Source organism: Actinomadura scrupuli, assembly GCF_050971785.1.
GTDB lineage: Bacteria > Actinomycetota > Actinomycetes > Streptosporangiales > Streptosporangiaceae > Actinomadura_E > Actinomadura_E scrupuli.
Genome location: NZ_JBPCCU010000009.1, coordinates 1 through 23,839 on the forward strand (window position 1 = coordinate 1; position 23,839 = coordinate 23,839).

Consider the following 23,839-nt stretch of genomic DNA (forward strand, 5'->3'; position numbering starts at 1 on the left):
GCGAGCTGCACATCCAACCCGCCCGTGATCTCGTCGTCGTTCACTGGTGATCCTTCCCAGCCAGAGCATCCGCTCCAGCCTTCCGGATCACCGCCCCACACACACGATCTTTATGACACTCCCGGGGTCAGTCCCATCTGATGCTTGACGGTCGGGGTCGTAGGCTTTTCGCATGATCAGGGCTGTGGTGTTCGATGTCGGTGAGTGTCTGGTGGATGAGACCCGGGAGTACGGGACCTGGGCTGATTGGCTGGGTGTTCCCCGGCACACGTTCGCTTCGGTGTTCGGCGCTGTGATCGCGAAGGGCTTGGACTACCGGGAGACGTTCCAGGTTTTCCGGCCGGGGTTCGATCTGACGCAGGAACGGGAGAAGCGGGCTGCGGCCGGCAAGCCGGAGTGGTTCGGCGAAGCCGACTTGTACCCGGATGTGCGTACCGCGCTGGGCAAGCTGCGTGCCGATGGGCTGTGGGTGGGCATTGCGGGCAACCAGACCGTGCGTGCGGGCGGGCTCCTGCGGGGCTTGGATCTCCCCTCGGACATGATCGCGACGTCGGATGACTGGGGGGTGTCCAAGCCGGATCCGGGGTTCTTCTCCTGTGTGGTTGACGCGACTCCGTACAGCGCGGGGGAGATTCTGTATGTCGGGGATCGGCTCGATAACGATGTCCGGCCGGCGGCCGAGGTCGGGCTTGAGACCGCTCTGATCCGGCGTGGTCCGTGGGGCATTATCCAGCGTGATGACCCTGAGGCTGATCGGGTGCCGACGATGCGCATCGACTCGTTGGCGGAGTTGCCGGGGCGGGTCGCGGAGTTCAACGCTGCAACGCGTTGAGCGTGGTGCTCCACCCGTACAGGCGGTCATCGAGGCGGCGTACACAGTCGCGGTCGGCGAAGGGTTGCAGGGAGCGCCGTACGCCGGTCACGCGTTCCATGCCGGTGGCGTACCAGGTGAGTTCGAGCTGGTCTAGCGCCTGCTCGGCGTAGGCACACGCCTCTTCCGGGTTGGCGGCTGCGGTTTCGACGGCGGCGAGATCAGCCAGGACGACGGCCCGTTGTTTCCCGTCGCCTTCGCGCAACGCCTCAAGGACACCGGTGAGGGTCTCGCGGGCCTGGACCAGGTGGCCGGCCTCAAGCTGGGTGTTGCCCTTGAACGCGGCGAGACGGACCGGGGTGAACCAGTCGAACCATTCCGGTGAGCTGTGCTCGCTGCCTTCCGCGAGCACGTCTTCCCCGTGGCCGATCAGGCGCAGCGCCTCGCGAGTGTGACCGCACCGGGTTTCGCATTCGGCCTCGACCGCGTCCAGCCAGGCGAGGAATTCTGCGGCCGCCGGCCCACGGCGGGCGTAGGTGCGGGCGGCTCGCATCCGCTCGGCAGCCTCTTCGCGTCGTCCGGCCCAGCCGGGGATGAACGCGGCGTGTGCGAGGATCGCCGCGCCAAGCGGTGAGTCGTCGGCTTCCCCCGCTGCCTGCAACGCCCGGACATAGGTGGCATCCGCGTCGTCGGGCTGGCGCAGGTCGAAGAACTCGATACGCCCGGCCAACAGCAGCGACTCGGCAAGTGCGGCGGCGAGGATGCGGCGGGCGACGCCGTTGGTCTCCGAGAGCAGATGGGTGCCGAGGCGCCTCCAGGCCGTCCGCCCGGCCATGATCACCAAGCTCTACCGTGACCTCCTCAAGACTGGTGGGACGGACGGTAAGCCCCTCGTCCACCGTGCTGCGTACCATGCCATTCTCCGCAAAGCCTTCGGGGATGCCGTCCTGGTCGACGAGCTGATCCCGAACAACCCGGTTGACCGGGCCAAACGACCCAAGGGACAGCTCCGCGAGCCAGGGAGCGTCTGGACTCCGGCACAACTACGGACGTTTCTGTCGGCCTTCTCCCACCTGGCCGCCTACACCGGGGCCCGGCGCGGGGAGCTGCTCAACCTCCGCTGGTCGAACCTCGACCTCGACGGACTCCGGATCACCATCACCGGGTCGACAGGGGTGATCGGCGGTGAGCGAATCGAAGGAACGACCAAGAGCGGCCGGTCCCGGGTCGTGACCATTGACGAGGAGACCGTGATCATCCTCAAGGCACACCGCAAGGCCCGAGCGGCCGATCAGCTCTTGGCCGGGGAAGAGTGGCACGGTGCCAAGGACGGATACGTGTTCGCAACCGGCTGAGGTGATCCGATCCACCCGGACTCGGTCGGCTGGCTGATGACGAAGACCATCCGGGCCCGCAACGCAGCCGAGGAAGAGCCTGCAGAGCCGCTCCCCACGCCCGCGTCCATGATCTACGCCATATCCACGCGACCACGCTCCTGCTGGCGGGAGTGCCCGTCCATGTCGTCGCCGCGAGGCTCGGCCATGCGGACCCGGCGATCACGCTCCGGGTCTATGCCCATGTGATCCGGTCCGCTGAGGTAGCGGCCGCCGAGGTCTTCGCGCGGGTCATGGCGGAGTCCGCGTAGCCCTGTTAGCAAGCCCGTTAGCAAAAGGCCCCTTGCGAAGATCGCAAGGGGCCTTTGAGCTGGGAGCCGCCTATCGGAATCGAACCGATGACCTATTCATTACGAGTGAATCGCTCTGCCGACTGAGCTAAGGCGGCCAGCCGTCCGGGGACAGCGGCATGAAGTCTACCGGGTCCGGGCACCTCTCCGCTCACGCCCGGTGGTCACCGGCAGAGGGTGTTCTTCTCGGGTGGTTTGCCGGCCGTCAGGTAGGTCTCGACCGCGCTGCTGATGCAGGGATTGCCCTGCAGGTAGGCGGTGTGGCCGTCGGCGTCGAAGCTGAGCAGGACTCCGGAGCTGAGCTCCGACGCCAGCCCCTTGGCCCATTCGTAGGGTGTGGCGGGGTCACGGGTCGTACCGACCACGACGATGGGCGGGGCACCGGTCGCGGCCAGCGGGCGGGGTTGCTCGGTGGTCCGGACCGGCCAGTATCCGCAGGTCAGGGTGCTCCAAACGATGAAGGGGCCGAAGCGCGGTGCGACCTTCTTGGCCTCGTCGGCCTGCCGCTGGAAGGAGGCGACGTCGTGGGCGAAGGGCTTGTCGATGCAGTTGACGGCGTTGTTGGCCTCCATCAGGTTGGTGTAGGTGCCGTCGGGCTTGCGCTCCACCTGCTCGTCGGCACTGGCCAGCAGGCTGGTGCCGTCGCCGTTCTTGATCGCTTGGGTGAGGGCCAGCCGCAGGAACGGCCACAGCTGCTTCACGTAGAGCGGCTGGGCGATACCGAGCGCGACGATCGCCTCGTTGATGGTGCGGCCGTCGCCGGTGCCGTTGCGCAGCGGGGTCCTGTCCGCCCGGGCCAGCAGGGCCGACACCTGGGCCAGTGCGTCGTCCACGGAGCCGGTGCCCAGCGGGCAGTTCGGCTTCTTCACGCAGTCGGCGGCGAAGGCGCGTAGGGCACGCTCGAAGCCCTTGGCCTGCTCGATGTTGACCTGTTCGGCGGTCAGCTTGGGGTCCACCGCGCCGTCGAGCACCATGGCCCGGATGTTCCTGGGGAACTGCTCGGCGTAGAAGGCACCGAGGTAGGTGCCGTACGAGGCTCCGTAGTAGGTCAGCTTCTGGTCGCCGAGCACCGCGCGCAGGATGTCGATGTCCCGCGCGGCGTCGACGGTGCCCACGTGCGGCAGCAGGCGGCCGGAGTCGGTCTGGCAGCCGTTGGCGAACTTCCTGCTGACCGCGGCGATCTGGTTCACCTCGGCCTGGTCGTCGGGCGAGGTGTCGGTGGCGAAGTACTGGTCGAGTTCCTTGGGGCTCAGGCAGCGCACCGGGTCGCTCTGCCCGACCCCGCGCGGGTCGAAGCCCACGAGGTCGAAGCGGTCGCGGAGCGAGGTGCCGAAGGCCCGGGCGGCGTTGCGGACGAACTCGACGCCGGAGCCGCCGGGACCGCCCGGGTTGGTGACCAGGGAGCCGATCCGCTCGGCGCGTTTGCGTGCGGGTAGCCGGATGACCTTGAGCTTCAGCTCACCGGTCGTGGGTTTGGCGTAGTCGAGCGGCACGCGTACGTCCGCGCACTGGAAGCCGTCCTTACAGTCGGTCCAGGTCGGATGCTGCCCGTAGAACTGCTCCAGGCCCGCCGGTCCCCGCTCTGACGCCTTGGCCGAACCGCCCGGCTCCTGCCCGCCCGTGCAGGCGGTCGCAGCCAGCGCGGCGGCGGCGATCATGGCCACCGTAGGAAGTGCCCTCACCCTGACCCCGTCTCGTCATACCCGCATGCGCGGCGCGCACTTCGAGGGACATTCCCTGTGTGCGTCCCCATATTCGTACGCTCGTCGGCGAAGGGCCAGCACTACGGGTAGGCATTCCATTACAGAATAGGACAGAAGATGACATCTTTCTGTTCTGGCGGCGGAGGCGGCGCGTGACGGGGTGCCGGGCTCACACCCTGGCCATCCGGGCGAGCCACTCCCGGACGACCTCGCGTTGATCGTCGGTGAAGGCCGCTTCGAGCTCGTCCTCACGACGGGTGACCGCGGGCCGGGCCTCCTCCAGCCGGCGGCGGCCCAGCTCGGTGAGGCTGAGCTGCTGGGTGCGCCGGTCGCGGGGGTGCGGACCGCGCATGATCAGGCCGTCCCGCTCCAGCCCCACGAGGAGCTCGTTGGCGGACTGCCGCGAGCTGGAGACGGCTCGCCCGACATCGGCGTTGGAGCAGCCCGGGTGGTCCTCGACGATGATCAACGTCGCGTACTGCGCCACGGAGAGCCCGTGCACCCTCAGCTCCGCCTCGATCGCCGACCGCATGCTCAACCAGGCCTGCCGGACCAGGAAGCTCAGCGATCCGCCCTGAAACTCGCTCACAGGATCCACGCTCTCACAGCCCGGCGAACGAGAGGCCGTCACGAGGCGAACGCCGGCCCGGCCTGGGGATGAGACGGACGTCAGGCCCGGATGAGAAGTGCCTGAGAACAGGCTGAACAGGGCCGTCCGAGCAGGCATGACGGGCCGGACGTGGTTAGCGTGGACGCATGGACGCTCATGACCCGCCGGATCGGCGCGCCCGCATCCTGGTCGTGGACGACGAGCCCGCGGTCCGGGAGTCCCTGACGAGCAGCCTCACCTTCGAGGGGTACGAGGTCGTCGAGGCCTCGGACGGGGTCGAGGCGCTCGAGCGGGTGGCGGAGGCCGAGCCCGACCTGGTCGTGCTGGACGTGCTGATGCCCCGGATGGACGGCCTGACGACCTGCCGCCGGCTGCGCACCGGCGGGTCCATGCTGCCGGTGCTGATGCTGACCGCCCGCGACATGGTGGGCGACCGGGTCACCGGTCTGGACGCGGGGGCCGACGACTATCTGGTCAAGCCCTTCGAGCTGGACGAGCTGCTGGCGCGCATCCGGGCGCTGTTGCGGCGCAGCACGCGTACGTCGGCCCCGGCCTCGGGCGATCCGGAGGAGTACGCCTTCGACGGCCTGACCATGAACGTCCGTACCCGTGAGGTGTCCCGGGAGTCCAGGCCGCTGGAGCTCACCCGGACCGAGTACATGCTGCTGGAGATGTTCCTGCTGCACCCCCGCCAGGTGCTGACCCGTGAGCAGATCCTGGAGACGGTGTGGGGGTTCGACTTCGAGCCGGCCTCCAACTCCCTCGACGTGTACGTGATGTACCTGCGGAGGAAGACCGAGATCGACGGGCTGCCCCGGCTGATCCACACCGTACGCGGCGTGGGCTACGTGCTCCGCTCGGCGGCGGCGTCGTGACCAGGCGGCTGACGCTGCGTGCCCGGCTGGCCCTGCTGGTCGCGCTGGCCGTGGCCGTGGCGGTCGCCGCCTGCGCCACCGTCAGCTGGTTCCTGGTACGGAGCGAGCTCTACAACGAACTCGACCACCGCCTGCGCGCCACCAGTGACCGGGTGAACAGGCCGCCCGGCGACTTCAGGCCGGACCACGACCCGATGTCCATGCAAGTGGCGGAGGCGGTACGGAACTGCACCGCCAAGCCCACCAGCGCCCCTGCCACGTTCGGGCCACCGCCGGGCTACACGTTCACGCAGGTGCTGAAGGCCGACGGGACGCCCTGCACCATCCCCGGCGGCGGTGCGCTGGAGGTGACCGAGGAGGATCGCGAGGTCGCCGCCGGCCGGCGCGACGAAGCCGTGCACGACGGCGCCGGCCTCGCCCCCGACAGCGGGGATCGGGTCCCGGTGCGCATCATGACCCGGCGGCTCCGCGGATCCGGGGTGGCAGTCTCCTTCGCGCTCCCCGTCAACCAGGTCGAGGGGCCGCTGGGCACGCTGGCGCTCATGCTCATCTCGGTGTCCGCCCTGGGCGTCCTGCTCTCCGCGCTGGCCGGTCTCATGATCGCTCGCGCCTCCCTGAAGCCGGTGGACCGGCTGACCGACGTGGTGGAGCACATCGCCCGCACCGAGGACCTGGACACCGCCATCCCGATCGAGGGCACCGACGAGATCGCCCGGCTCAGCCGGTCGTTCAACACCATGACCACGGCGCTGGTCAGCTCCCGGGACCACCAGCAACGTCTGATCGCCGACGCCGGCCACGAGCTGCGCACGCCGCTCACCAGCATGCGCACCAACATCGACCTGCTGATGCGCAGCGAGTCGACCGGCCGGGCCCTGCCACCCGAGACCCGGGCCAAGCTGCTGGTCAGCGTCAAGGCCCAGATGCTGGAGCTGTCCAGCCTGGTGGGCGACCTGCTGGAGCTGGCGCGGCAGGACGAGACACAGCGGCCCAAGCAGATCGTCCCGCTGCACGACGTGGTCGGCCAGGCGGTGGAACGGGCCCGGCTGCGCGGCCTGGGCCACGGCCTGCGGCTGGAGGCCTCCGTCGAGCCGTGGTACGTGCACGGCGACCCGGGCTCGCTGGAGCGCGCGGTGGTCAACCTGCTCGACAACGCCGTGAAGTTCAGCCCGCCGGGCGGCGCCGTGGACGTACGCCTGCACAAGGGCGAGCTCACCGTGCGAGACCACGGACCGGGCATACCGGACGAGGAACTGCCCCACGTCTTCGAGCGTTTCTGGCGCTCCCCCTCGGCCCGCAGCCTGCCCGGCTCGGGGCTGGGCCTGTCGATCGTGCACCGGGTCGCCGGTGAGTCCGGCGGCACGGTACGGCTCGCACCGGCCCCCGGCGGTGGCACCGTCGCCTCGCTGACCCTCCCGGGCAGCTCCGAGTAGCCGCACAGCTCCGCGCGGCCGGCGACCCGGGCCCTGAAAGGCCCGCCGGAACCGGCCCGGGACGCGCGACCGGCGACGCCCCGGCCGGAGGGAGCACCTGCCCGGCCAGGGCGTCACGTCCAACCGGCCGGCGTCAGCCGGGCGGGCCTCCGCCCGGGGTGCCACCGGTCTGCGGGCCAGTGCGCGGCGAGCCGCCGCCTTCGCTGACGGTGGTGGCGGTGATCGTGCCGTTCTCACCGGTGGATCCCTGGACGGTGACGGCGGAGCCGGAGGCGAGGTCCTTGGCCGAACCGCTCCGGGAGACCTTGACCTTGGTGGACCCGTCGGTGGCGACCTTGACGGTCCTCCCGTCCGTGGTCCGCAGATAGATCGTCTTTCCGTCGATCCTCTGTACGGTGCCGACCGTGAGGTCACCGGCGGTGCCGGCACCGTTCTGCGGGCCGCCGGTCCCGGTACGGGCACCGGCCCCTCCGGCGGCCGAGACGCCGGGCGGTACCGCGGGGTCACCGCCCCAGAGCCGGTCGGCCTGGATGCCCCCGGTGAAGCCGATCACGGCCAGGATCGCGGCGCCCAGGTACACGGCCGGGCCCGGCGCCATCGCCCGGGGCGGTCTCGCCGCCAGATCGGCCTCCAGGTCACCGTCGAACGGTGACGTGGCGAGCAGGTCCGCACCCTCCGCCTCGTCCTCGCTCCCCGGCAGGTTCACGGGGACCGGCTTGCGCCGCCGGATGTTCTTCACTCTGTCCCTCCTTGCTGTGCGTACTGCCGCTGCGTACTGCCGCTGTGCGTACTGGCGCCGGCGCTCACTGATGCCGCAGTGCTTCGATCGGGCGCAGCCTGGCGGCGCGGCCGGCGGGGTAGCCGCCGAAGAACAGCCCGATCGCCACTGAGACCCCGAGGGCGAGGGCGACCGAGGACGGGACGATCACCGGTTGGATGCCGGCGATCCGGAAGAGCCCGCCGGCCAGCCCGATGGCGACGCCGAGGACGCCGCCGACGAGGCTGAGCACGGTGGCCTCGGCGATGAACTGGCCGAGGATCGCGCCCTTGGGTGCGCCGATGGCCTTGCGGATGCCTATCTCCCGGGTCCGCTCGGTGACGGTCACCAGCATGATGTTGGTGATCCCGATCCCGCCCACCAGCAGGCTGATCGCCGCCACCGCGCCCAGCAGGACCGTGAACGTCCGGCTGGAGTCGGCCACCGTCGACTGCAGGCTCGCCGAATTGAGGATCTGGAAGTCCGCAGCCGCCGAGCCGCTGATGCCGTGCCGCTGGTCGAGGATCGCGGTCACCTCCGACTGCGCCGCGTCGACCGTGGTGGAGCCGGTGGCGGAGACCAGGATCTGGTCGAGCCCGCCATAGCCGGTGATGCTCTGCCGCACCGCCGACAGCGGCGCGATCGCCACGTCGTCGGCGTCCTGGAAGCCCGAGGAGGACGCGCCCGACTCCTTGAGCACTCCGGAGACGGTGAACAGGACCCCACCGACGTTGACCTGCCTGCCGACCGGAGTCACGGTGCCGAACAGCTCCGTGGCGACCGTGCTGCCGATGACCACGACCTTGCGTCCACTGGCGACGTCGTCCTGGGTGAAGGCCGTTCCCGTGGCGACGAGCCTGTCGGAGGCCTCGAAGTACGAGGCGTACGTGCCGATGAACTGGCCGATGGCATGGCTGGTACCGGAGTACGTGGTGGTCACCGACGAGGCGGTGACCACCGGGGAGGCGCTCTTCACCGAGGGCGCGGCGGCGGGCGAGGCGACTGCGCAGCTTGTTCGCGGTGAGGCCGCGCAGCGCGAACCTCACGATCTCCACGGGGCTCATCGGGCCCGCTCGGGCGTGGGGGCGGACCTGGGCGGCGGCCCGTCCACGGGAGCCTGCCGGCGATCTTCGACGATCTCGCCGTCGACCAGCCGGATCACCCGCTTGGCATGGGCCGCGACCTCATCCTCGTGCGTGATCAGCACGATCGTCCGGCCACTGACGTTGAGCCGGTCGAGGATCCCCAGCACCTCCTGAGTCGACGTCGTGTCGAGGTTGCCGGTCGGCTCGTCGGCCAGCAACAACGCCGGCGCCGTCACCAACGCCCGCGCCACCGCCACCCGCTGCTGCTGACCACCCGACAACTCACTCGGCTCATGACCCACCCGATCCGCCAGACCCACCCGATCCAACGCCGCCAACGCCCGACGCCGCCGCACCGCCCCCCTCACACCCCCGTACGCCAACGGCAACTCCACATTCGCCAACGCCGTCATCCGCGGAATCAAATTGAACGACTGAAAAACAAACCCGATCTTCCGATTACGCAAGACCGACAACCGCCGCTCCTCCAACACCCCCACATCCACACCATCCAGCAGATAACGCCCCCCACTCGGCACATCCAAACAACCCAGAATGTTCATCAACGTCGACTTCCCCGACCCCGACGCCCCCATGATCGCCACATGGTCACCGCGGTCGACCTGCATCGTGATCCCGCGCAGGGCGTGCACGGCCGTGTCACCCGCCCCGTACACCTTGGTCACGGCCCGCACGTCCAGTACGGGGGCGCTCACGGCCGTCCCCCACCCGGCACGCCGCCGCCACCGCCGGGCACACCGCCACCGCCGCCGGGGAGTCCGCCCCCGGAGGTCGTGGCCGTGCCCCCGGTGCCGGTGGTGATGACGACCTGCTCGCCCTCGGCCAGCCCGGACGTGATCTCCGTGCCGGTGTCGCCCTTCATCCCGATCCGCACGGTCCGGGTGACCTGCTCACCGTTCGTCAGGACGGTCACGGTGCTCTGGCCGCCGGCCGTCCGTACGGCCGCCGAGGGCACGTAGAGGACGCCGGACTTCGAGCCCGTACTGATCACGACGGTTGCGGTCTGGCCGATCCGCACCGAGGACGGGCGGCTCGTCAGCGTGATGGTCACGCCGTACTGCACGACGTTGCCGGAAGTGGTCGGGGAGACGTCGATCGCGCCGACCTTGCCGGTGGCCGTCACGTCGGTGAGGGCGTCGAAGGTGACGGTCGCCGGCTGCCCGGTCTTGAGCTTGGTGGTGTCGGCCTCGGTGAACTGCCCGGTGACCTTGAGCCTGGCGGTGTCCGACAGCTCGAGGAAGCCGCTGGAGGCCGACGAGGTGGAGCCCGACCCGGACGAGGAGCCGCCGGTGCCCGACGAGCCCGAGCCGGACGATCCAGCCGATCCGGACGATCCCGAGGACGCCGAGGACGAGGCGGAACCGCTCGAGCTCCCGCCCACCGAGCCGTTGAGCGCGGTGACCGTGCCCGCGATCGGCGCGGTGAGCACCGTCCCGGCGAGCTGGCGTACGGCGTTGTTGTAGGAGTTCTTCGCGGAGACGTAACCGGAGTAGCCCTGCGCCGTCGAGGTGTCCCCGTCCGCGGCCACCGCCAGGGCGGCCTTCGCGGCGTTGACGCTCTCCATCGCGGCGGTCTGGTCGAGCCGGGCGAGCACCTTGCCCTTGGCGACCTTCTGCCCGACCTTCACATAGATCTTGGTGACGGTGCCGGACGTACCGAAGCTCAGCGAACGGGTCACCGCACTCTCAACGGAACCGGACGCGGACACCGAGGACCGCACCGTGCCGCGGGTCACCTGAGAGGTACGGGTGGTGGCGCCCGCGTTCGCTCCCTGGTCGGTGAGCGAGACGTAGGCGAAGCCGATCCCCCCGGCCAGCAGCACGCCCAGCGCGCCGTTGACCAGGAAGGCCCGGCGTTCGAAGAGGGGTTTCATGCGCCAGAGGCTCTTACCCGCGAGTGGGCTGAATCTGATCCGCGGATGAGAATCGAATGAGACCGGCCTGCCCCGGCCCGATTCTCATCGGGCTCTCATTCCGGCATCACAGCGTTCCCACGACCCGCGCCGACCGTGGTCGCCATGACCGAACTCATCCGGTTCCCGGAGACCAGCGGGACAAGCGGGACCAGGCCCGGCACCAGGCCCGGCGAGGGGGGACGCGACCGCCTGCGGGTGGCCGGTCCGCACGGTGGCGGCTCGCCGGACCCTTCCGGTGGCCGCCGCGATCGCCTGGTCGAGGTCGTGGTGCCGGTGTACAACGAGGAGCGGGTCCTCGCCGCGAGCGTGCACCGGCTCGACACCTATCTGACCAGGAACTTCCCCTATTCCTTTCGCATCACGATCGCCGACAACGCCAGCACGGACGGCACCTGGCAGGTCGCCCACGGGCTGGCCCAGCGGCTCCCGCACGTCCGGGCCGTCCATCTGGACCGCAAGGGCCGGGGCCGGGCGCTCCGGCACGTGTGGAGCACCAGCGACGCCGACGTGGTCGGCTACATGGACGTCGACCTCTCGACGGACCTGGACGCCTTCCTGCCGCTGGTCGCACCGCTGATCTCCGGCCACAGCGACCTGGCGATCGGCACCCGGCTGTCCCGTGGTTCGGCCGTCGTGCGCGGCCCCAGGCGGGAGTTCATCTCCCGCGCCTACAACCTGCTGCTGCACACGACCCTGGCGGCCCGGTTCTCCGACGCCCAGTGCGGGTTCAAGGCCGCCCGTACGGAGATCGTGCAGGCTCTGCTGCCCACCGTCGAGGACGAGGAGTGGTTCTTCGACACCGAGCTGCTGCTGCTGGCCGAGCGCAACGGGCTGCGCATCCACGAGGTCCCGGTGGACTGGGTGGACGACCCCGACAGCCGGGTCGACGTCCTGCAGACCGCCCGCGACGACCTGCGCGGCATGGTCCGCGTCGGCCGCCGCATGCTGAGCGGGGCCTTCCAGGCGCCGGTCGGCGGACGGAACCGCGCCGGCGGCCCGGCCGAGCTGCCCAGCGGCATGGCCAGGCAGCTGCCGAGCTTCGCGGTGATCGGCGTCATCAGCACGGTCGCGCAGCTCCTGCTGTACGTGACCCTGCGCGCGGTGCTGCCCCCGCTGGCGGCCAACGCGCTGTCGCTGCTGATCACGACGGTGGCCAACACCGCCGCCAACCGGCGGTTCACCTTCGGGGTGACGGGCCCGGCCAACGCCTTCCGGCAGCAGTTGGAGGGCGGTCTGACCTTCCTGCTCGGGCTGGCCCTCAGCAGCGGCGGGCTGGCGCTGCTGCACCTGCTCGACCCGCATGCCGGGCGCGGCATCGAAGTGGCCGCGCTGGTCATCGCCAACGCGGTCGCCACCCTCGTCCGGTTCCTGCTGCTGCGCGCCTGGGTCTTCCACCCGCGCCGTCTCGGCAGGGCCGGAGCCACCTCGCCCACGTCCATCTCAACCACGTCCATCTCACCCACGTCCACCTCACCCGACACCGCTCAGGAGCCAAGCCAGTGACCACGCATCTCGCACCCCCGGACACCGGCACGCGTGCCGACCCGGCAGGGGGACGCCGCACCGGACGGGTCCGCCGGGCCCTGCTCGGCCGCCCGGACGAGCCACGCTGGGCCCGCCCCGCACTCTGGGCGGTGCTCGTCCTCACCGCCCTGCTCTACACCTGGTCGCTGTCGGCCAACGGCACCGCCAACTCGTACTACTCCGCCGCGGTGCTGTCCGGGACCAGGAGCTGGAAGGCGTTCTTCTTCGGCTCGCTGGACGCCGGTTCGTACATCACCGTGGACAAGCCGCCGATGGCCCTGTGGGTGATGGCCCTGTCGGCCAGGATCTTCGGGTTCTCCTCCTGGAGCCTGCTGCTGCCGCAGGCCGCCGCCGGGGTCGCCTCGGCGGGCGTGCTCTACACCACGGTGCGCCGCGCCCTCGCCGGACGGGCCGGGGACGCGGGGGGCGACGGTGGGCCGGGGGGCGCCGCCCCGTACGCGGCCGGGCTGCTCGCCGCGCTGGTGCTGGCGCTGACCCCCATCACCGTCGCGATCAACCGGGACAACAACCCCGACACGGTGCTGGTCCTACTGCTGGTGCTCGCCGCCTGGGCCCTCCAGCGCGCCATCGAGACCGGGCGGCTCCGGCCGCTGCTGCTCTGCGCGTTCTTCGTCGGCTGTGCTTTCAACACCAAGATGCTCCAGGGCTTCGTGGTGCTGCCCGGCTTCGCGCTGGTCTACCTGATCTGCGCGCCGGGAACGTGGGTGCGCCGTGTCGGCCGGCTGCTCGCGGCCGGGGCCGTGCTGGCCGTCTCCAGCGCCTGGTGGATGGTCATCGTCGATCTGCTGCCGGCGAGCGACAAGCCGTACATCGGAGGCAGCACCGACGGCACCGTCTGGGACCTGGTCATCGGCTACAACGGGCTCGGCCGCGTCTTCGGCGGCAGCGGCGGCGGCCCCGGCCGGGGCAACGGCGCGAGCTTCGGCGGTGCGGCCGGGGCCGGCCGGTTGTTCAACGACATCGTGGGCGGTCAGATCTCCTGGCTGATCCCCTTCGCGGCGATCGCCCTGGTGGCCGGGGTGGTGCTCCGTGGCCGCCGGCCCCGCACCGACCTCCCCCGGGCGGCCCTGCTGCTGTGGGGCGGCTGGCTGGCCCTGCACTTCGTGGTGTTCAGCTTCGCCGAGGGCACCTTCCACCCCTACTACACGACCGCGCTGGCACCGGCCATCGGAGCGCTCACCGGCCTGGGCGGCGTGCTGATGTTCCAGGCGGTCCAGGGGCGGCGTGGCACCGCCTGGGCGCTGATGGTGGCCTTCGCGCTGGCCCTGACCGGCGCCTGGTCGTACACACTGCTGCGTCGTACCCCGGACTGGAATCCGTGGCTGGCGTGGGTGGTCGCCGCGGCGACCGCGCTCGCCGTGGCCGGTCTGGTGGGCGCGCGGCTGGTCCGGCGCGCGGGCCCTCGCCTGATCTCCCGGCTGCTGACCGGAGCGGTGGTCGCCGGCCTGGTCGGCGGGCTGGCCGGGCCCGCCGCGTACGCCGCGTCGGCGGCGGCGGCCCGGGCCAACGGCACCAACCCCACGGCCGGGCCGTCGTCCGGTGCCATGGGCGGCCCCGGTGGCATGGGCGGGCCTGGTGGCATGGGGATGCCTGGTGGCATGGGGATGCCGGGCCGGCCGGGCGGCGGGGGCGGTATGCCGGGAGGGATGACCAGTGGCCCGCCACCGTGGCTGAACGGCGGCCGGCCACCCGCCGGCGCGCCCGGTCTCGGTACGGCCGCCCGGGGTCAGCGCATGACCGGCCCGATCGGCGGCGGGATGGGCGGGGGCGCCGACTCCAAGCTGGTCGGCTATCTGGTGAAGAACCAGGGGGGAGCCCGGTGGCTGGTCGCCGTGGGCAGCGCCCAGTCCGCCTCGTCGATCATCCTGCAGACCGGCAAACCGGTGATCGCCATGGGCGGCTTCACCGGCGGCGACCCGGCGATGACCGTGGCGAAGCTCCAGGGGTACGTCACGGCGGGCAGGCTGCGCTACCTCCTCCTCGGCGGCGACGACCGAGGCGGCGACCGGGGCGCGAGCACCCAGATCACCTCCTGGGTCCAGCAGAACTGCACCGTGGTCGAGGCCGGTGCGTACGGCGGGACGAGCAGTGCCACGGCCGGCGGAACGGGCGGTGACACGAGCGCCGGCCAGCGGCTTTACCGCTGCGGCACCTGACCGGCCCGGCCAGCGGAGGGCGGATCCACGAGCGGGTGGATCCGCCCTCCGCGTGTGTGACGGTGGGCTCCGCAGTTGTGTGAGGCAGGTCATATTTGTACGGTGTGACGCGATAAACCCGTTTGGCGCTTATCCAGCTGTGGGTTCCCAGTGCACAGCGGCAGCATCCTGAACCACCCGCACACCTTGCGAATGGCGACCTTGACCGAGCTCCACTCCCCGTCGGTCGACGGGCCGGACGACATCACTCATGCGATACGCCAGGCCCAGAAAGGCGACGAGGAGTGCTTCCGAACCCTGTACCGGGCGGTTCAGCCACGGCTGCTGCGATACCTCCAGGCGCTGGTGGGAGAGGACGCGGAGGACGTCGCCTCGGACGCATGGCTGCAGATCGCACGCGATCTGGGATCGTTCCACGGCGACGACGCCGGTTTCCGCGGATGGGCGGCGACGATTGCCCGTAACCGGGCCATGGACCATCTGCGGCGGCAGCGGCGGCGGCCGGTGCCCGCCATGTCGATCGAGGATCTGGCCGACCGGGCGGGCCCCGAGGACACCGCGGGGGCGGCGATGGAGGCGATGTCGACGCAGGCCGCCATCAAGCTGATCTCGACGCTGCCGCGCGACCAGGCCGAGGCGGTGCTGCTGCGGGTCGTCGTGGGCCTGGACGCCAAGAGCGCGGCGGAGGTCCTCGGCAAGCGGCCGGGCGCGGTCCGCACCGCCGCCTACCGCGGCCTGCGCCGACTCGCGCAGTACCTGCAGGAAGACGGCCCCGGTCCCGCACACCGGCGCGAACACCCTCCCATCGGCCCGAGCGGTGCCGCACAGTGACATCGGCGGCGGCTTCGGCGCTAAAGGACATGAGATGAGCGAACACCGTCCCAGGAAGATCGACCGGGAGACCGCCGAGCGGCTACTCCGCGGTGGGTCAGCCCTGCCTCCGGACGGTTCAGAAGCCCTCGCCGGCCTGCTCGCCGCGGCGGCCGCCCCCGCCCAGGCCGGCGAGCTCGCCGGCGAGTCAGCCGCCCTGGCCGCCTTCTGGGAGACGAGCAGGTCCGCCAGCTCGTCCCAGGTGCGCCCAGGGTTCCGCTCCACGGTCGCGCGATTCCTCACCGTGAAGGCGGCGGCCGCCGCCGTGGCGCTCACGGCCTTCGGCGGCGCCGCGCTGGCCGCCGGGGCCGGAGCACTGCCGGCCCCGCTGACCGATTCCGATCCGGCCGCGCACCGGCAATCGGCCCACCGGACCTCCAAGCCGGCGGCCCCCATCGCGCCGCTGGTCTCTCCGCACCCGGTCGGGTCCCCGGAGCCGACCCAGACCGCCGCCCCGGCGCCCAACATGGCCAAGCTGTGCAGCAGCTACCTCTCGCGGCTGCGGAGGATCGGGTTCCACGACAACTCGGGCAGCGTCCGCCGGCTCGCCGGCGAACCCCGCTACGCGGCCCTGGTCAAGGCCGCCGGCGGCGAGCAGAAGATCACCGCACACTGCCTGACGGTGCTGCGCCAATTGCGCGGCGGCCAGCAGAACCGCTGGCCGACGCTGCCCCCCGGCTTCCCGACCAAGATGCCGTCCTGGCCCACCGGCCAGCCGTCCTGGCCCACCGAGCGATCGGGCGACCATGACGGCCACTGACCACTCTCCCCCGCTGCGGAGGGGCGGCGGTTTCCCCCGTGACCGCCGCCCCTCCGCACCCCCTCCGCGACAGGACCGGCCGGTCCGCTCATGACCCGGTCAGGTCGTAGACCGTGGTGCCGCCCACGGTCGACGCGGTGAAGTTCGACTGGACCCACGAGCTGATCTCCTGCGCGTCGTCACTGCCGCTGGAGCCCTGACCGCCGCGACCGCCCATGAGCCCGCCGGTGCCGCCGCCGATGAAGTAGTGGATCCTCCCTTCGCGGACGTACTGCTGGAACCGTGCCGGCGTCGGTGCCGGGTCGGTGCCGTTGAACCCGCCGACGGCCATCACCGGCTCCCCCGTCGCCAGCTGGTAACCGGCCGCGTTGTTGGAACCGATGGCCGCCGCGACCCAGGTGTAGGAGCCGGCGCCCTGCTTCAGCAGCGTGGTGAGGGCGGCGCTGGGCGTGCCCGCGTCGAGCAGACCGCCCGCACCGGGACCCCTCATCCCCATCGGCCGTCCCTGGCCCTGGCCCGGCGGCCGCGCGAATCCGGCGGCGCCGCCCGCTCGGCCCGGCACCGTCCCGGCCCCCGGTCCTGCTCCCGGGCCTGCTCCCTGTCGTGCGCCCGCCGGGCCTGTTCCCGGGCCGCCCCGGCCTCCGCCGGGCACCGCGCCGGGACGGCCCATGCCGCCCGGGCCGCCGGTGGCGGGACCGGCCGAGGGGATCGCCCCGGTGTGCGGCGACGACGCGGTGTCGAGGGCGTACGCGGCGGGACCGGCGATCGAGGTCGTCACCGCGAGGGCTCCGGCGACGGCGAGCACCCGGCCCGAGCGGCCGCTCGCCGCCAACAGCGCCGCGGCGGCCACACCACCGATCAGCACGGCCGGCCGGAGCCAGGCGTTCCAGTCCGGGGCCCGGCCCAGCAGCGTGTACGCCCACCAGGCGGTCACCGCAACGCAGCCCGCCAGCGGCCCGCGGGCGGCGAGATCATGCCGCCGCGACCAGAGCAGGACCGCGCCGATGCCCACCAGCGCGGCGATCGCCGGGGCCAGCGCCACCGCGTAGTAGGCGTGGAAGATGCCCTGCATGAAGCTGAAGACCAGCCCGGTCACCAGCAGCCACCCGCCCCACAGCAGCAGTGCGGCCCGGGCCGGGTCGTCGCGGGATGAGCGCCGGGTGGCCCAGAGCCCGGTCAGGAGCAGGATCAGCGCGGCGGGCAGCAGCCAGGAGACCTGACCGCCGAGCTCGGCGCCGAAGAGCCGGCCCCAGCCGGCGTCCTGGTCGAGGTTGCCCAGCCCGCCGGTCTCGTCTCCGGTGAGCCGTCCGAGCCCGTTGTAGCCGAGGGCGAGCTCCAGCACGCTGTTGTGCTGGGAGCCGCCGATGTACGGGCGGGAGCCTTCGGGCACCAGGGCCACGATCGCCACCCACCAGCCGGCCGACACCACCATCGCGGCCCCGGCGAGCAGCAGTTGCCACAGCCGGCGGCGCACCGGAGCGGGGGCGCACACCAGGTAGACCAGCCCGAAGGCCGGCACCACCAGGAAGGCCTGCAGCATCTTGGCCAGGAAGCCGAAGCCGACGCAGCTCCCGGCGAAGACCAGCCAGCCGGTGCTCGCGTCCCGCTGGGCGCGTACGACCCCGTACGCGGCGAGCGTCAGCAGCAGGACCAGCAGCGCGTCGGGGTTGTTGAAGCGGAACATCAGCGCGGCCACCGGCGTGAGCGCCAGCACGGCACCCGCCAGCAGCGCGGCACCGGCGGCCTGCCCGGCCGGGACGCGTCCGCCGCCGAGCGCGCGCCGCACCGCCGCGTACAGCACCGCCACCGTGCCCACGCCCATCAGTGCCTGCGGCACCAGGATGCTCCAGGGACCCACCCCGAAGATCCGTGCGGTCAGCGCCATCGGCCACAGCGCGCCCGGGGTCTTGTCGACGGTGATGGCGCCGGCCGCGTCGGAGGAGCCGAAGAAGAACGCCTTCCAGCTGGTCGCCCCCGCCTGCACGGCGGCCGAGTAGAAGGAGTTGGCCCAGCCGGACGCGCCGAGCCCGTACAGGTAGAGGACGGCGGTGGCGGCGAGCAGGGCGATCAGCGCGGGACGCGCCCACGGCGGCTCGGCCCGGCGGCCGAGCACCAGCCGGCGGACCGGTGAACGTGGCTGTGGTCCGTCCGGTCCGGTGGCGGGCCCGGGCAGCAGTGTCGAGGGCATGCCACGGACGCTAGAGACCCGCCGTGGGCGGACGGTGAGAGCCGTCTGAGAACCCGATGAACCCGCTGTCCGGGTGGGGCTCTGATGAGGGCCCGCCGTTCGGTCAGCCCCGGCCGACGGCCCTGGCGTAGAGGCGTTCGACGTCGTCGTCGAAGTAGGAGCTGTAGGAGACCGAGTCGGTGAGGCCGCCCAGCTCGTAACCGCCGATCACCCCGACGATCTCGCCGGTGCGCTTGCGGGGATCGACGTGCACGACCCAGGGGCTGCCGCTGGTGCCCGGCGGATAGCCGCCGCAGGCGAACCGCATCTGATAGGTGCTCTGCCGCGAGCTCCTGGCCATACAGGTGATCGGCTTGTCGCTGTTCCTGGGATAGCCGGTGACCCGGACGACGTTGTCGAATCCCTTGTTGACGCCGAGCCTGTTGGCGCCGAGCACCTGTTCGATGTTCTTGCCGTCCCTGGACCGCAGCGACACGAACCCGACGTCCAGGTCCGGGTCGGCGGACCTGATCCACCGGTCGTCGACGAGCATCGACTTGGTCGCCCACACCCCGTAGGGCATCTCGCCGTTCTCGTAACCGGGCACGAACACGATGTTCTTGCTGTAGCCGCCGCTCCTGCTGTAGATGCAGTGCGCGGCCGTGACCAGTAGGTTGTTGTGCGGGCTGTCCAGCACGCCGGCGGTGCAGTAGTGATCGCCCTGGGCGTTGTCGTAGAACAGCGCGCCGACCCGGATGGCGAGAATGGCGGGCCGGGCGGTCGGCGACGGGTTCTGGGTGGCGAGCCGGTTCATGAGCCGCTCAAAGCGCTGCGGGTTCCACTTACCGGGGCTGGGATGCGGGGTGATCCCGCCACGCGCCGCACCGCAGGCCGTCAAGAGCGGTGCCACCATCAGGAACGTCGCCATCAGCCGGGCCAGCGCCCTGCGGTCCATGCCCCACCCCCGGGTCGCAGACCAGTCCTCCCACTGGAATCATGCCGTCCCGGCGGCTCCTTCCGGGCGGGGAGCGCCGCATTCCTGGGTGCCCCTTGACCGAAGTCCGGTGATGACGGGGACCGGGCGTCACGATGCGGGCCATCGGCTCGGCGGGCGGAACGGGGTCCATCGGCTCGGGCTCACCGCGAGGGTCAGGAGCGGATGCGCTCGTCATAGGCCTTACGGGCATCGTGATCGAAGTCGAGGAAGATCGTGTCCAGCCCGTACCGCCGGTTGGCCGCCTGCCTGACGCGGTCCGGGATGAGCCCCAGCAGCCGGACGTTGGCCGCGAGCCTGCGGGGCACGATCGCCTGCGGGCGCGGTTTGGCGATCATGGCGAGCACCGCGGCGGCGATGTCCTCGGGCTCACAGTTGCGCTGCCCCCTGGGGCTGCGGGTGCCCGCCACCAGCTCGGTGTTGGTGAACGTCGGCAGCACGGCGCCGACCCGGACACCACGACCGGCGACCTCCAGCCGGGTCGCCTCGGTGAACGTCACGACGGCCGCCTTGCTGGCGTTGTAGAGCGCCAGGCCGGGTGTCGGCAGCACCCCGGCCAGCGAGGCGATGTTGATGATGTGGCCCCTGCCGCGCGGCAGCATGCGGGCGAGCGCGAGCTTGGTGCCCAGCATCACGCCGTGCACGTTGATGTCCAAGCAGCGCCGGGCGTCGGCGTCGCTCTCCTCTAGCACGGGGCCGATCGGCATGATCCCGGCGTTGTTGACCAGCACGTCGAGCGGTCCCAGCTCCTCCTCGACCTGGTCGAGGAAGGCGGTGAAGGACTCGCGGCCGGTGACGTCGACGGTGAACGCGGGGACGCCGAGCCGCTCGCCCGCCTCCTTGGCCGCCGTGGCGTCGATGTCGCCGATGGCGACCTTCGCGCCGGCCGCCTTCAGCGCCGTGGCGGTGGCCAGGCCGATGCCCCTGGCCGAGCCGGTGATCGCGACGACCATGCCCCCGCCGACGTCGCCGGTACGGAGGGGGCCGGAGGCGGAACGGGCCATCAGATCTTCTCCAGGGTGACGGGGAGCCCGTCCTTGGGGACGGGGAGGGTGCTCATGTCGAGCGGCCATTCGTAGCCCGCCGGGACGCTCCAGCGGTAGCGCCGCACCAGCTGGTGCATGACGGACTTGATCTGCATGCCCGCGAAGTGCAGGCCGATGCACTTGTGCACGCCGCCGCCGAACGGTTCCCAGGCGTACTGGTGGACCTTGTCCTCGCGGCGGTCCGCGGCGAACCGCTCCGGATCGAACCGGTCGGGGTCCGGCCAGTACTCGGCGAGGTGATGGTTGACGTTGGGCGACAGGGTCACGGTGGTGCCCGCCGGGACGTGGAAGCCGAGGACCGAGGTGTCCTTGACCGTGTGCCGCGGCAGCGCGGGCACCGGCGCGACCAGCCGCAGGGACTCCTTCATCACCAGGTCCAACGAGACCAGCGTGTCGAGGTCCTCGGCGTCCAGGACGTCCTTGCCGAGGGCCAGTGACTCCGCGCGCACCCGCTCCTGCCACTCGGGGTTCTTCGCCAGGTAGTAGGCCATCGTCGTCATCGTGATGGTGGAGGTGTCGTGGGCCGCCATCAGCACGAAGATCATGTGGTTCACGACGTCCTCGTCGCTGAACCGGTGGCCGTCGTCGGTCTCGGCCTGGCACAGCGCGGCGAACAGGTCCTCCCCGCCCTCGGCCCGCTTGGCCGGCAGGTGCCGGTAGAAGAACTCCTCCAGCACCTTGCGGGCCTTGAGCCCGTTGGACCAGCGCAGTCCCGGCACCGGGAAGCGGACGATCGCCAGCCCGGCGCGGACGGCGTCCACGAAGGCGCGGTTGATGCGGTCGGCGGAGGCGCCGTCGAGTTCCACCCCCATGAACACGTCGATCGCCAGGTCCAGGGTGAGCTGCTTCATGTGCGGCAGGACCTTGAACGGGCCCGGCCGCCAGCCGTCGAGGCCGCTCTTGATCCCGGGGCCCATGGCCCGCTGGTAGCCGCGCAGCCGGTCGCGGGTGAACGCCTGCTGCATGATCCGGCGGTGGTGCAGGTGCTCCTCGAAGTCCAGCAGCATGATGCCGCGGTAGAAGAAGGGCCCGATGAAGAAGCTCCACGCCGGTCCGTTGGCGAACGCCTTGTCCCGGTTGACCAGTACGGTCTCGGCCGCGTCCGGGCCCAGCAGCGCCACCATGCGCTGGCCGAGGATCTTGCCCCAGGAGACCGGTCCGTACTTCTCGTTCCGCCGGTGCGCCGACCCGATCGGATCCCGCAGCATGGCGAGCGTCTGCCCGATGAACGGGAGGCCCGGGCCGCCGGGGATCGGCTTGAGGTCACTGCCCTCGGGGGCCTCCGCGAGCACTCTCATGGCCATGAACCACTCCAATGAGACAAAGACCCGGAATATGTCTCATTGTTGTACTCCGAACCGGGATCGCTGTCTAGAGCACCATTCGGTTTGATCTTGCAGGACTCCGGTCCGGGGCGAGCGGGCCGGCCGCCGCCGTCCGGGTCACGTACCGGTGAAGACGCCGGCACGAGCCGCGGCCAGGACGGCCGCGACGGACCGGTCGGCGAGCGACTCGGTCAGCGGATCGAAGGTCACCAGCAGCCGGTGGTAGAGCGGAGCCGCCATCTGCCTGATCACCTCACCGGCATCGGTGCCCTCCGGCAGCTGCCCGCGCTCGACGGCCCGCTCGACGATCGGGGTGACCTGGGCGAGCCGCACCGCCCACAGCCGTCGCGCGATCCGCTCGATCTCGGGCGAGCTCTGCGCCCCGGTGACCAGCGCCCGCAGCAGGGCGACGGCGTCCGGGTCGAGCAGCAGCGCCAGCGTGCCTCGCGCCAGCGCACGCAGATCGGCGTCGACGTCACCGGTGTCCGGCACCTCGATCAGGCCGTCCGCGATGCTCTCCAGCGCCTCGGCGACCAGCTGTTCCTTGGTCCGCCAGCGCCGGTAGAGCGTGGTCTTGTGGACGCCCGCCCGCTCCGCGATCGTCTCCACGCTCACCTGCTCGTAGCCGCGGGCCCGCAGGTCGGCCAGCGCCGCCTCGAACGCCACCGCGCGGGTCCGGGCCGTACGTCCGCCCGGCCGCACGGTTCCCGGCTCGGCCATCGGACCTCCTAAGGCAACCATCCGTTGCATTTAGTGTCTCACGCTGCCATACTCACACTAACGCAACAATGAGTTGCAACTAGGAGGATCCCATGAACCGCCCCGACGCTCAGGCCTGGACCCCGGTCACCGCCGTCAACGCGGGGCTCGCCTTCGCCCTGGAGATGGGGCTGCTGGCGGCCCTGTGCTTCTGGGGGGTCAGGACGGGCGGTGGCGTGGTGGGGAAGACGCTCCTCGGCGTCGGCACCCCGGTCCTCGCCGCGGCCCTCTGGGGGCTGTTCCTCGCCGCCGGCGGGCCGAGGTACGCGATCCCCGTACCGGCACAGATCGCGCTCAAGCTGGCGCTGTTCGGCGCCGCCGCGATGGCGCTCCACCGGACCGGGCACACCACCCTCGGCATCGCCTTCGGCGTGCTGGCCGTGCTCTGCGTCAGCGTGGAGTATCTGACCCGCTGACGCGGGTCAGCTTGTGGGTGAGCTCGGGGCTCAGGTCGCGCGGGTCAGGTCGCGGGTCAGGGCGGTCAGGGGAGGTCTTCCTGGTAGCGCTCCTCGTGCTGCTGCCGGGGCGAGCAGACGGAGGCGGACGGGCAGGCACAGCGACGGCCGCCGTCCAGCTTCACCGTCACCGTGTCGGCGGGCACGTTGCGGCCGACCACCTGGCCTTCGCCCTCGGGGGTCTCCACCCGCGCACCCGGCTGCGGCATGCGCTGGTGCGCCTCGGTGTAGAGCGGGTGCTCGTACTTCAGGCAGCACATCAGCCGGCCGCACGCACCGGCGATGCGCAGCGGGTTGACCGGCAGATCCTGTTCCTTGGCCATCCGGACCGACACCGGCTCGAAGTCCTTGAGGAAGGTCGCGCAGCACAGGTCCCTGCCGCACGGGCCGATGCCGCCCTGCAGCCGGGCCTCGTCGCGCGGCCCCACCTGCCGCAGCTCCACCCGGGCCTTCATGCCGCGGGCCAGGTCCCGGACCAGCGCCCGGAAGTCCACCCGGTGCGGCGCGGAGAAATAGACCTTGAAGACGTTCTCGTCATCGAGGTAGTCCACCCCGATGACCTTCATGGGCAGATCGTGCTTGCGGATGAGGCGCTTGGCGACGCTGCGCCCCTCGATCCGGCGCCGCCGGTTGTCCTCGTCCCGAGTCAGGTGCTCGTCCCCGGCGACCCCCGCGCACACGGGCAGCCCGCCGATGTCCTCCGAGACCCACTGCGGCGCCCACACGCACTCGGCCACCTCGGGACCGGAGTCGGTCGGCACCAGCACGCGGTCGCCGACCTTGGGGGAATGCTCGCCCGGATCCAGATAGTAGAGCCGCCCGTACCGTGTGAAGCTGACGGCCATCACCATGCCCATCTTCACTCCAT

23 protein-coding genes and 1 tRNA gene are annotated in these 23,839 nt (G+C 71.3%); 10 read left to right on the forward strand and 14 right to left on the reverse strand.

Translation table 11 applies throughout. The features are described 5' to 3' along the window. Positions 1 to 172: 172 nt before the first annotated feature. Positions 173 to 832 carry an HAD family hydrolase gene (locus ACRYCC_RS32520; protein WP_433817589.1) on the forward strand — a complete coding sequence of 220 codons (660 nt, stop codon included), beginning with the start codon at positions 173 to 175 and terminating at the stop codon, positions 830 to 832. Here ACRYCC_RS32520 and ACRYCC_RS32525 read toward each other — a convergent pair. Continuing rightward, a complete protein-coding gene (locus ACRYCC_RS32525; RefSeq protein WP_433817997.1) occupies positions 813 to 1,646 on the reverse strand; it encodes an NsdA family TPR-like regulatory protein in 834 nt (277 codons plus the stop codon). The genes ACRYCC_RS32520 and ACRYCC_RS32525 overlap by 20 nt on opposite strands. Here ACRYCC_RS32525 and ACRYCC_RS32530 point away from each other — a divergent pair. After that, the gene (locus tag ACRYCC_RS32530; RefSeq protein WP_433817590.1) at positions 1,645 to 2,166 is read left to right on the forward strand and encodes a tyrosine-type recombinase/integrase; all 522 of its coding nucleotides are present in this window, start codon (positions 1,645 to 1,647) and stop codon (positions 2,164 to 2,166) included. The two genes, ACRYCC_RS32525 and ACRYCC_RS32530, sit on opposite strands and share 2 nt — an antisense overlap. Before the next feature lie 152 nt (positions 2,167 to 2,318). After that, entirely contained in the window at positions 2,319 to 2,456 is a 138-nt protein-coding gene (locus tag ACRYCC_RS32535; RefSeq protein ID WP_433817591.1) for an integrase, read from the forward strand. Between the two features lie 64 nt (positions 2,457 to 2,520). Here ACRYCC_RS32535 and ACRYCC_RS32540 read toward each other — a convergent pair. From ACRYCC_RS32540 to ACRYCC_RS32550, 3 genes are all read right to left on the reverse strand, one after another. Next, positions 2,521 to 2,593: transfer RNA gene (locus tag ACRYCC_RS32540), tRNA-Thr, on the reverse strand. 66 nt (positions 2,594 to 2,659) lie between these two features. Further along, the gene (locus ACRYCC_RS32545; protein WP_433817592.1) at positions 2,660 to 4,177 is read right to left on the reverse strand and encodes an alpha/beta hydrolase; all 1,518 of its coding nucleotides are present in this window, start codon (positions 4,175 to 4,177) and stop codon (positions 2,660 to 2,662) included. Between the two features lie 190 nt (positions 4,178 to 4,367). Next, the gene (locus tag ACRYCC_RS32550) at positions 4,368 to 4,787 is read right to left on the reverse strand and encodes a MarR family winged helix-turn-helix transcriptional regulator (RefSeq protein ID WP_433817593.1); all 420 of its coding nucleotides are present in this window, start codon (positions 4,785 to 4,787) and stop codon (positions 4,368 to 4,370) included. A gap of 167 nt (positions 4,788 to 4,954) precedes the next feature. On the opposite strand from ACRYCC_RS32550, the gene ACRYCC_RS32555 reads away from it, so the two are divergent. Together ACRYCC_RS32555 and ACRYCC_RS32560 are read left to right on the forward strand one after the other, a co-directional pair. After that, the gene (locus ACRYCC_RS32555) at positions 4,955 to 5,683 is read left to right on the forward strand and encodes a response regulator transcription factor (protein ID WP_433817594.1); all 729 of its coding nucleotides are present in this window, start codon (positions 4,955 to 4,957) and stop codon (positions 5,681 to 5,683) included. Then, the gene (locus ACRYCC_RS32560) at positions 5,680 to 7,116 is read left to right on the forward strand and encodes a sensor histidine kinase (protein ID WP_433817595.1); all 1,437 of its coding nucleotides are present in this window, start codon (positions 5,680 to 5,682) and stop codon (positions 7,114 to 7,116) included. Before ACRYCC_RS32555 ends, ACRYCC_RS32560 begins: the two co-directional genes overlap by 4 nt. 133 nt (positions 7,117 to 7,249) lie before the next feature. Here ACRYCC_RS32560 and ACRYCC_RS32565 read toward each other — a convergent pair whose 3' ends face one another. The 4 genes from ACRYCC_RS32565 to ACRYCC_RS32580 form a co-directional block, all read right to left on the reverse strand. Continuing rightward, entirely contained in the window at positions 7,250 to 7,855 is a 606-nt protein-coding gene (locus ACRYCC_RS32565) for a single stranded DNA-binding domain-containing protein (RefSeq protein WP_433817596.1), read from the reverse strand. Positions 7,856 to 7,919: 64 nt separating this feature from the next. After that, entirely contained in the window at positions 7,920 to 8,813 is an 894-nt protein-coding gene (locus tag ACRYCC_RS32570; RefSeq protein ID WP_433817597.1) for an ABC transporter permease, read from the reverse strand. 120 nt (positions 8,814 to 8,933) lie between these two features. After that, positions 8,934 to 9,644, reverse strand: coding sequence for an ABC transporter ATP-binding protein (locus ACRYCC_RS32575; RefSeq protein ID WP_433817598.1), 711 nt, complete (start codon positions 9,642 to 9,644; stop codon positions 8,934 to 8,936). Between the two features lie 26 nt (positions 9,645 to 9,670). Next, positions 9,671 to 10,852, reverse strand: a complete 1,182-nt coding sequence (locus ACRYCC_RS32580; RefSeq protein WP_433817599.1) for an efflux RND transporter periplasmic adaptor subunit — start codon at positions 10,850 to 10,852, stop codon at positions 9,671 to 9,673. A 144-nt stretch (positions 10,853 to 10,996) separates the two neighbouring features. Between ACRYCC_RS32580 and ACRYCC_RS32585 the strand changes: the two genes are divergently transcribed. The 4 genes from ACRYCC_RS32585 to ACRYCC_RS32600 all read left to right on the forward strand — a co-directional run bounded on the left by ACRYCC_RS32585 (position 10,997) and on the right by ACRYCC_RS32600 (position 16,225). Further along, entirely contained in the window at positions 10,997 to 12,397 is a 1,401-nt protein-coding gene (locus ACRYCC_RS32585; RefSeq protein ID WP_433817600.1) for a bifunctional glycosyltransferase family 2/GtrA family protein, read from the forward strand. After that, positions 12,394 to 14,595 carry a mannosyltransferase YkcB-related protein gene (locus tag ACRYCC_RS32590; RefSeq protein ID WP_433817601.1) on the forward strand — a complete coding sequence of 734 codons (2,202 nt, stop codon included), beginning with the start codon at positions 12,394 to 12,396 and terminating at the stop codon, positions 14,593 to 14,595. The genes ACRYCC_RS32585 and ACRYCC_RS32590 overlap by 4 nt, the downstream gene beginning before the upstream one ends. A 192-nt stretch (positions 14,596 to 14,787) precedes the next feature. Then, positions 14,788 to 15,426, forward strand: a complete 639-nt coding sequence (locus tag ACRYCC_RS32595; protein WP_433817602.1) for an RNA polymerase sigma factor — start codon at positions 14,788 to 14,790, stop codon at positions 15,424 to 15,426. A gap of 34 nt (positions 15,427 to 15,460) precedes the next feature. Next, the gene (locus tag ACRYCC_RS32600; protein WP_433817603.1) at positions 15,461 to 16,225 is read left to right on the forward strand and encodes a hypothetical protein; all 765 of its coding nucleotides are present in this window, start codon (positions 15,461 to 15,463) and stop codon (positions 16,223 to 16,225) included. 88 nt (positions 16,226 to 16,313) lie between these two features. Here ACRYCC_RS32600 and ACRYCC_RS32605 read toward each other — a convergent pair whose 3' ends face one another. The 5 genes from ACRYCC_RS32605 to ACRYCC_RS32625 form a co-directional block, all read right to left on the reverse strand. Beyond that, a complete protein-coding gene (locus tag ACRYCC_RS32605) occupies positions 16,314 to 18,413 on the reverse strand; it encodes an ArnT family glycosyltransferase (protein WP_433817604.1) in 2,100 nt (699 codons plus the stop codon). Positions 18,414 to 18,516: 103 nt separating this feature from the next. Next, entirely contained in the window at positions 18,517 to 19,347 is an 831-nt protein-coding gene (locus ACRYCC_RS32610; RefSeq protein ID WP_433817605.1) for a trypsin-like serine peptidase, read from the reverse strand. A gap of 194 nt (positions 19,348 to 19,541) precedes the next feature. Then, on the reverse strand, positions 19,542 to 20,390 hold the full coding sequence (locus ACRYCC_RS32615) for an SDR family oxidoreductase (protein WP_433817606.1): 849 nt from the start codon (positions 20,388 to 20,390) through the stop codon (positions 19,542 to 19,544). Further along, positions 20,390 to 21,736, reverse strand: a complete 1,347-nt coding sequence (locus tag ACRYCC_RS32620) for a cytochrome P450 (protein WP_433817607.1) — start codon at positions 21,734 to 21,736, stop codon at positions 20,390 to 20,392. Before ACRYCC_RS32620 ends, ACRYCC_RS32615 begins: the two co-directional genes overlap by 1 nt. 138 nt (positions 21,737 to 21,874) lie before the next feature. Next, positions 21,875 to 22,477 carry a TetR/AcrR family transcriptional regulator gene (locus ACRYCC_RS32625; RefSeq protein WP_433817608.1) on the reverse strand — a complete coding sequence of 201 codons (603 nt, stop codon included), beginning with the start codon at positions 22,475 to 22,477 and terminating at the stop codon, positions 21,875 to 21,877. A 92-nt stretch (positions 22,478 to 22,569) separates the two neighbouring features. On the opposite strand from ACRYCC_RS32625, the gene ACRYCC_RS32630 reads away from it, so the two are divergent. Then, complete coding sequence (locus ACRYCC_RS32630) at positions 22,570 to 22,932, forward strand: YrdB family protein (RefSeq protein ID WP_433817609.1); 363 nt, start codon at positions 22,570 to 22,572, stop codon at positions 22,930 to 22,932. Positions 22,933 to 22,997: 65 nt separating this feature from the next. Here ACRYCC_RS32630 and ACRYCC_RS32635 read toward each other — a convergent pair whose 3' ends face one another. Beyond that, positions 22,998 to 23,828, reverse strand: a complete 831-nt coding sequence (locus ACRYCC_RS32635; RefSeq protein ID WP_433817610.1) for a PSP1 domain-containing protein — start codon at positions 23,826 to 23,828, stop codon at positions 22,998 to 23,000. Positions 23,829 to 23,839 lie beyond the last annotated feature (11 nt).

What these genes read in the sequence shown, in the direction of transcription:
- ACRYCC_RS32520 (WP_433817589.1), top strand. Translation starts at nt 173, where the DNA reads ATGATCAGGGCTGTGGTGTTCGATGTCGGTGAGTGTCTGGTGGATGAG.
- ACRYCC_RS32530 (WP_433817590.1), top strand. Translation starts at nt 1,645, where the DNA reads ATGATCACCAAGCTCTACCGTGACCTCCTCAAGACTGGTGGGACGGAC.
- ACRYCC_RS32525 (WP_433817997.1), bottom strand. Translation starts at nt 1,646, where the DNA reads ATGGCCGGGCGGACGGCCTGGAGGCGCCTCGGCACCCATCTGCTCTCG.
- ACRYCC_RS32555 (WP_433817594.1), top strand. Translation starts at nt 4,955, where the DNA reads ATGGACGCTCATGACCCGCCGGATCGGCGCGCCCGCATCCTGGTCGTG.
- ACRYCC_RS32580 (WP_433817599.1), bottom strand. Translation starts at nt 10,852, where the DNA reads ATGAAACCCCTCTTCGAACGCCGGGCCTTCCTGGTCAACGGCGCGCTG.
- ACRYCC_RS32585 (WP_433817600.1), top strand. Translation starts at nt 10,997, where the DNA reads ATGACCGAACTCATCCGGTTCCCGGAGACCAGCGGGACAAGCGGGACC.
- ACRYCC_RS32595 (WP_433817602.1), top strand. Translation starts at nt 14,788, where the DNA reads ATGGCGACCTTGACCGAGCTCCACTCCCCGTCGGTCGACGGGCCGGAC.
- ACRYCC_RS32600 (WP_433817603.1), top strand. Translation starts at nt 15,461, where the DNA reads ATGAGCGAACACCGTCCCAGGAAGATCGACCGGGAGACCGCCGAGCGG.
- ACRYCC_RS32605 (WP_433817604.1), bottom strand. Translation starts at nt 18,413, where the DNA reads ATGCCCTCGACACTGCTGCCCGGGCCCGCCACCGGACCGGACGGACCA.
- ACRYCC_RS32610 (WP_433817605.1), bottom strand. Translation starts at nt 19,347, where the DNA reads ATGGACCGCAGGGCGCTGGCCCGGCTGATGGCGACGTTCCTGATGGTG.
- ACRYCC_RS32615 (WP_433817606.1), bottom strand. Translation starts at nt 20,390, where the DNA reads ATGGCCCGTTCCGCCTCCGGCCCCCTCCGTACCGGCGACGTCGGCGGG.
- ACRYCC_RS32620 (WP_433817607.1), bottom strand. Translation starts at nt 21,736, where the DNA reads ATGGCCATGAGAGTGCTCGCGGAGGCCCCCGAGGGCAGTGACCTCAAG.
- ACRYCC_RS32625 (WP_433817608.1), bottom strand. Translation starts at nt 22,477, where the DNA reads ATGGCCGAGCCGGGAACCGTGCGGCCGGGCGGACGTACGGCCCGGACC.
- ACRYCC_RS32630 (WP_433817609.1), top strand. Translation starts at nt 22,570, where the DNA reads ATGAACCGCCCCGACGCTCAGGCCTGGACCCCGGTCACCGCCGTCAAC.
- ACRYCC_RS32635 (WP_433817610.1), bottom strand. Translation starts at nt 23,828, where the DNA reads ATGGGCATGGTGATGGCCGTCAGCTTCACACGGTACGGGCGGCTCTAC.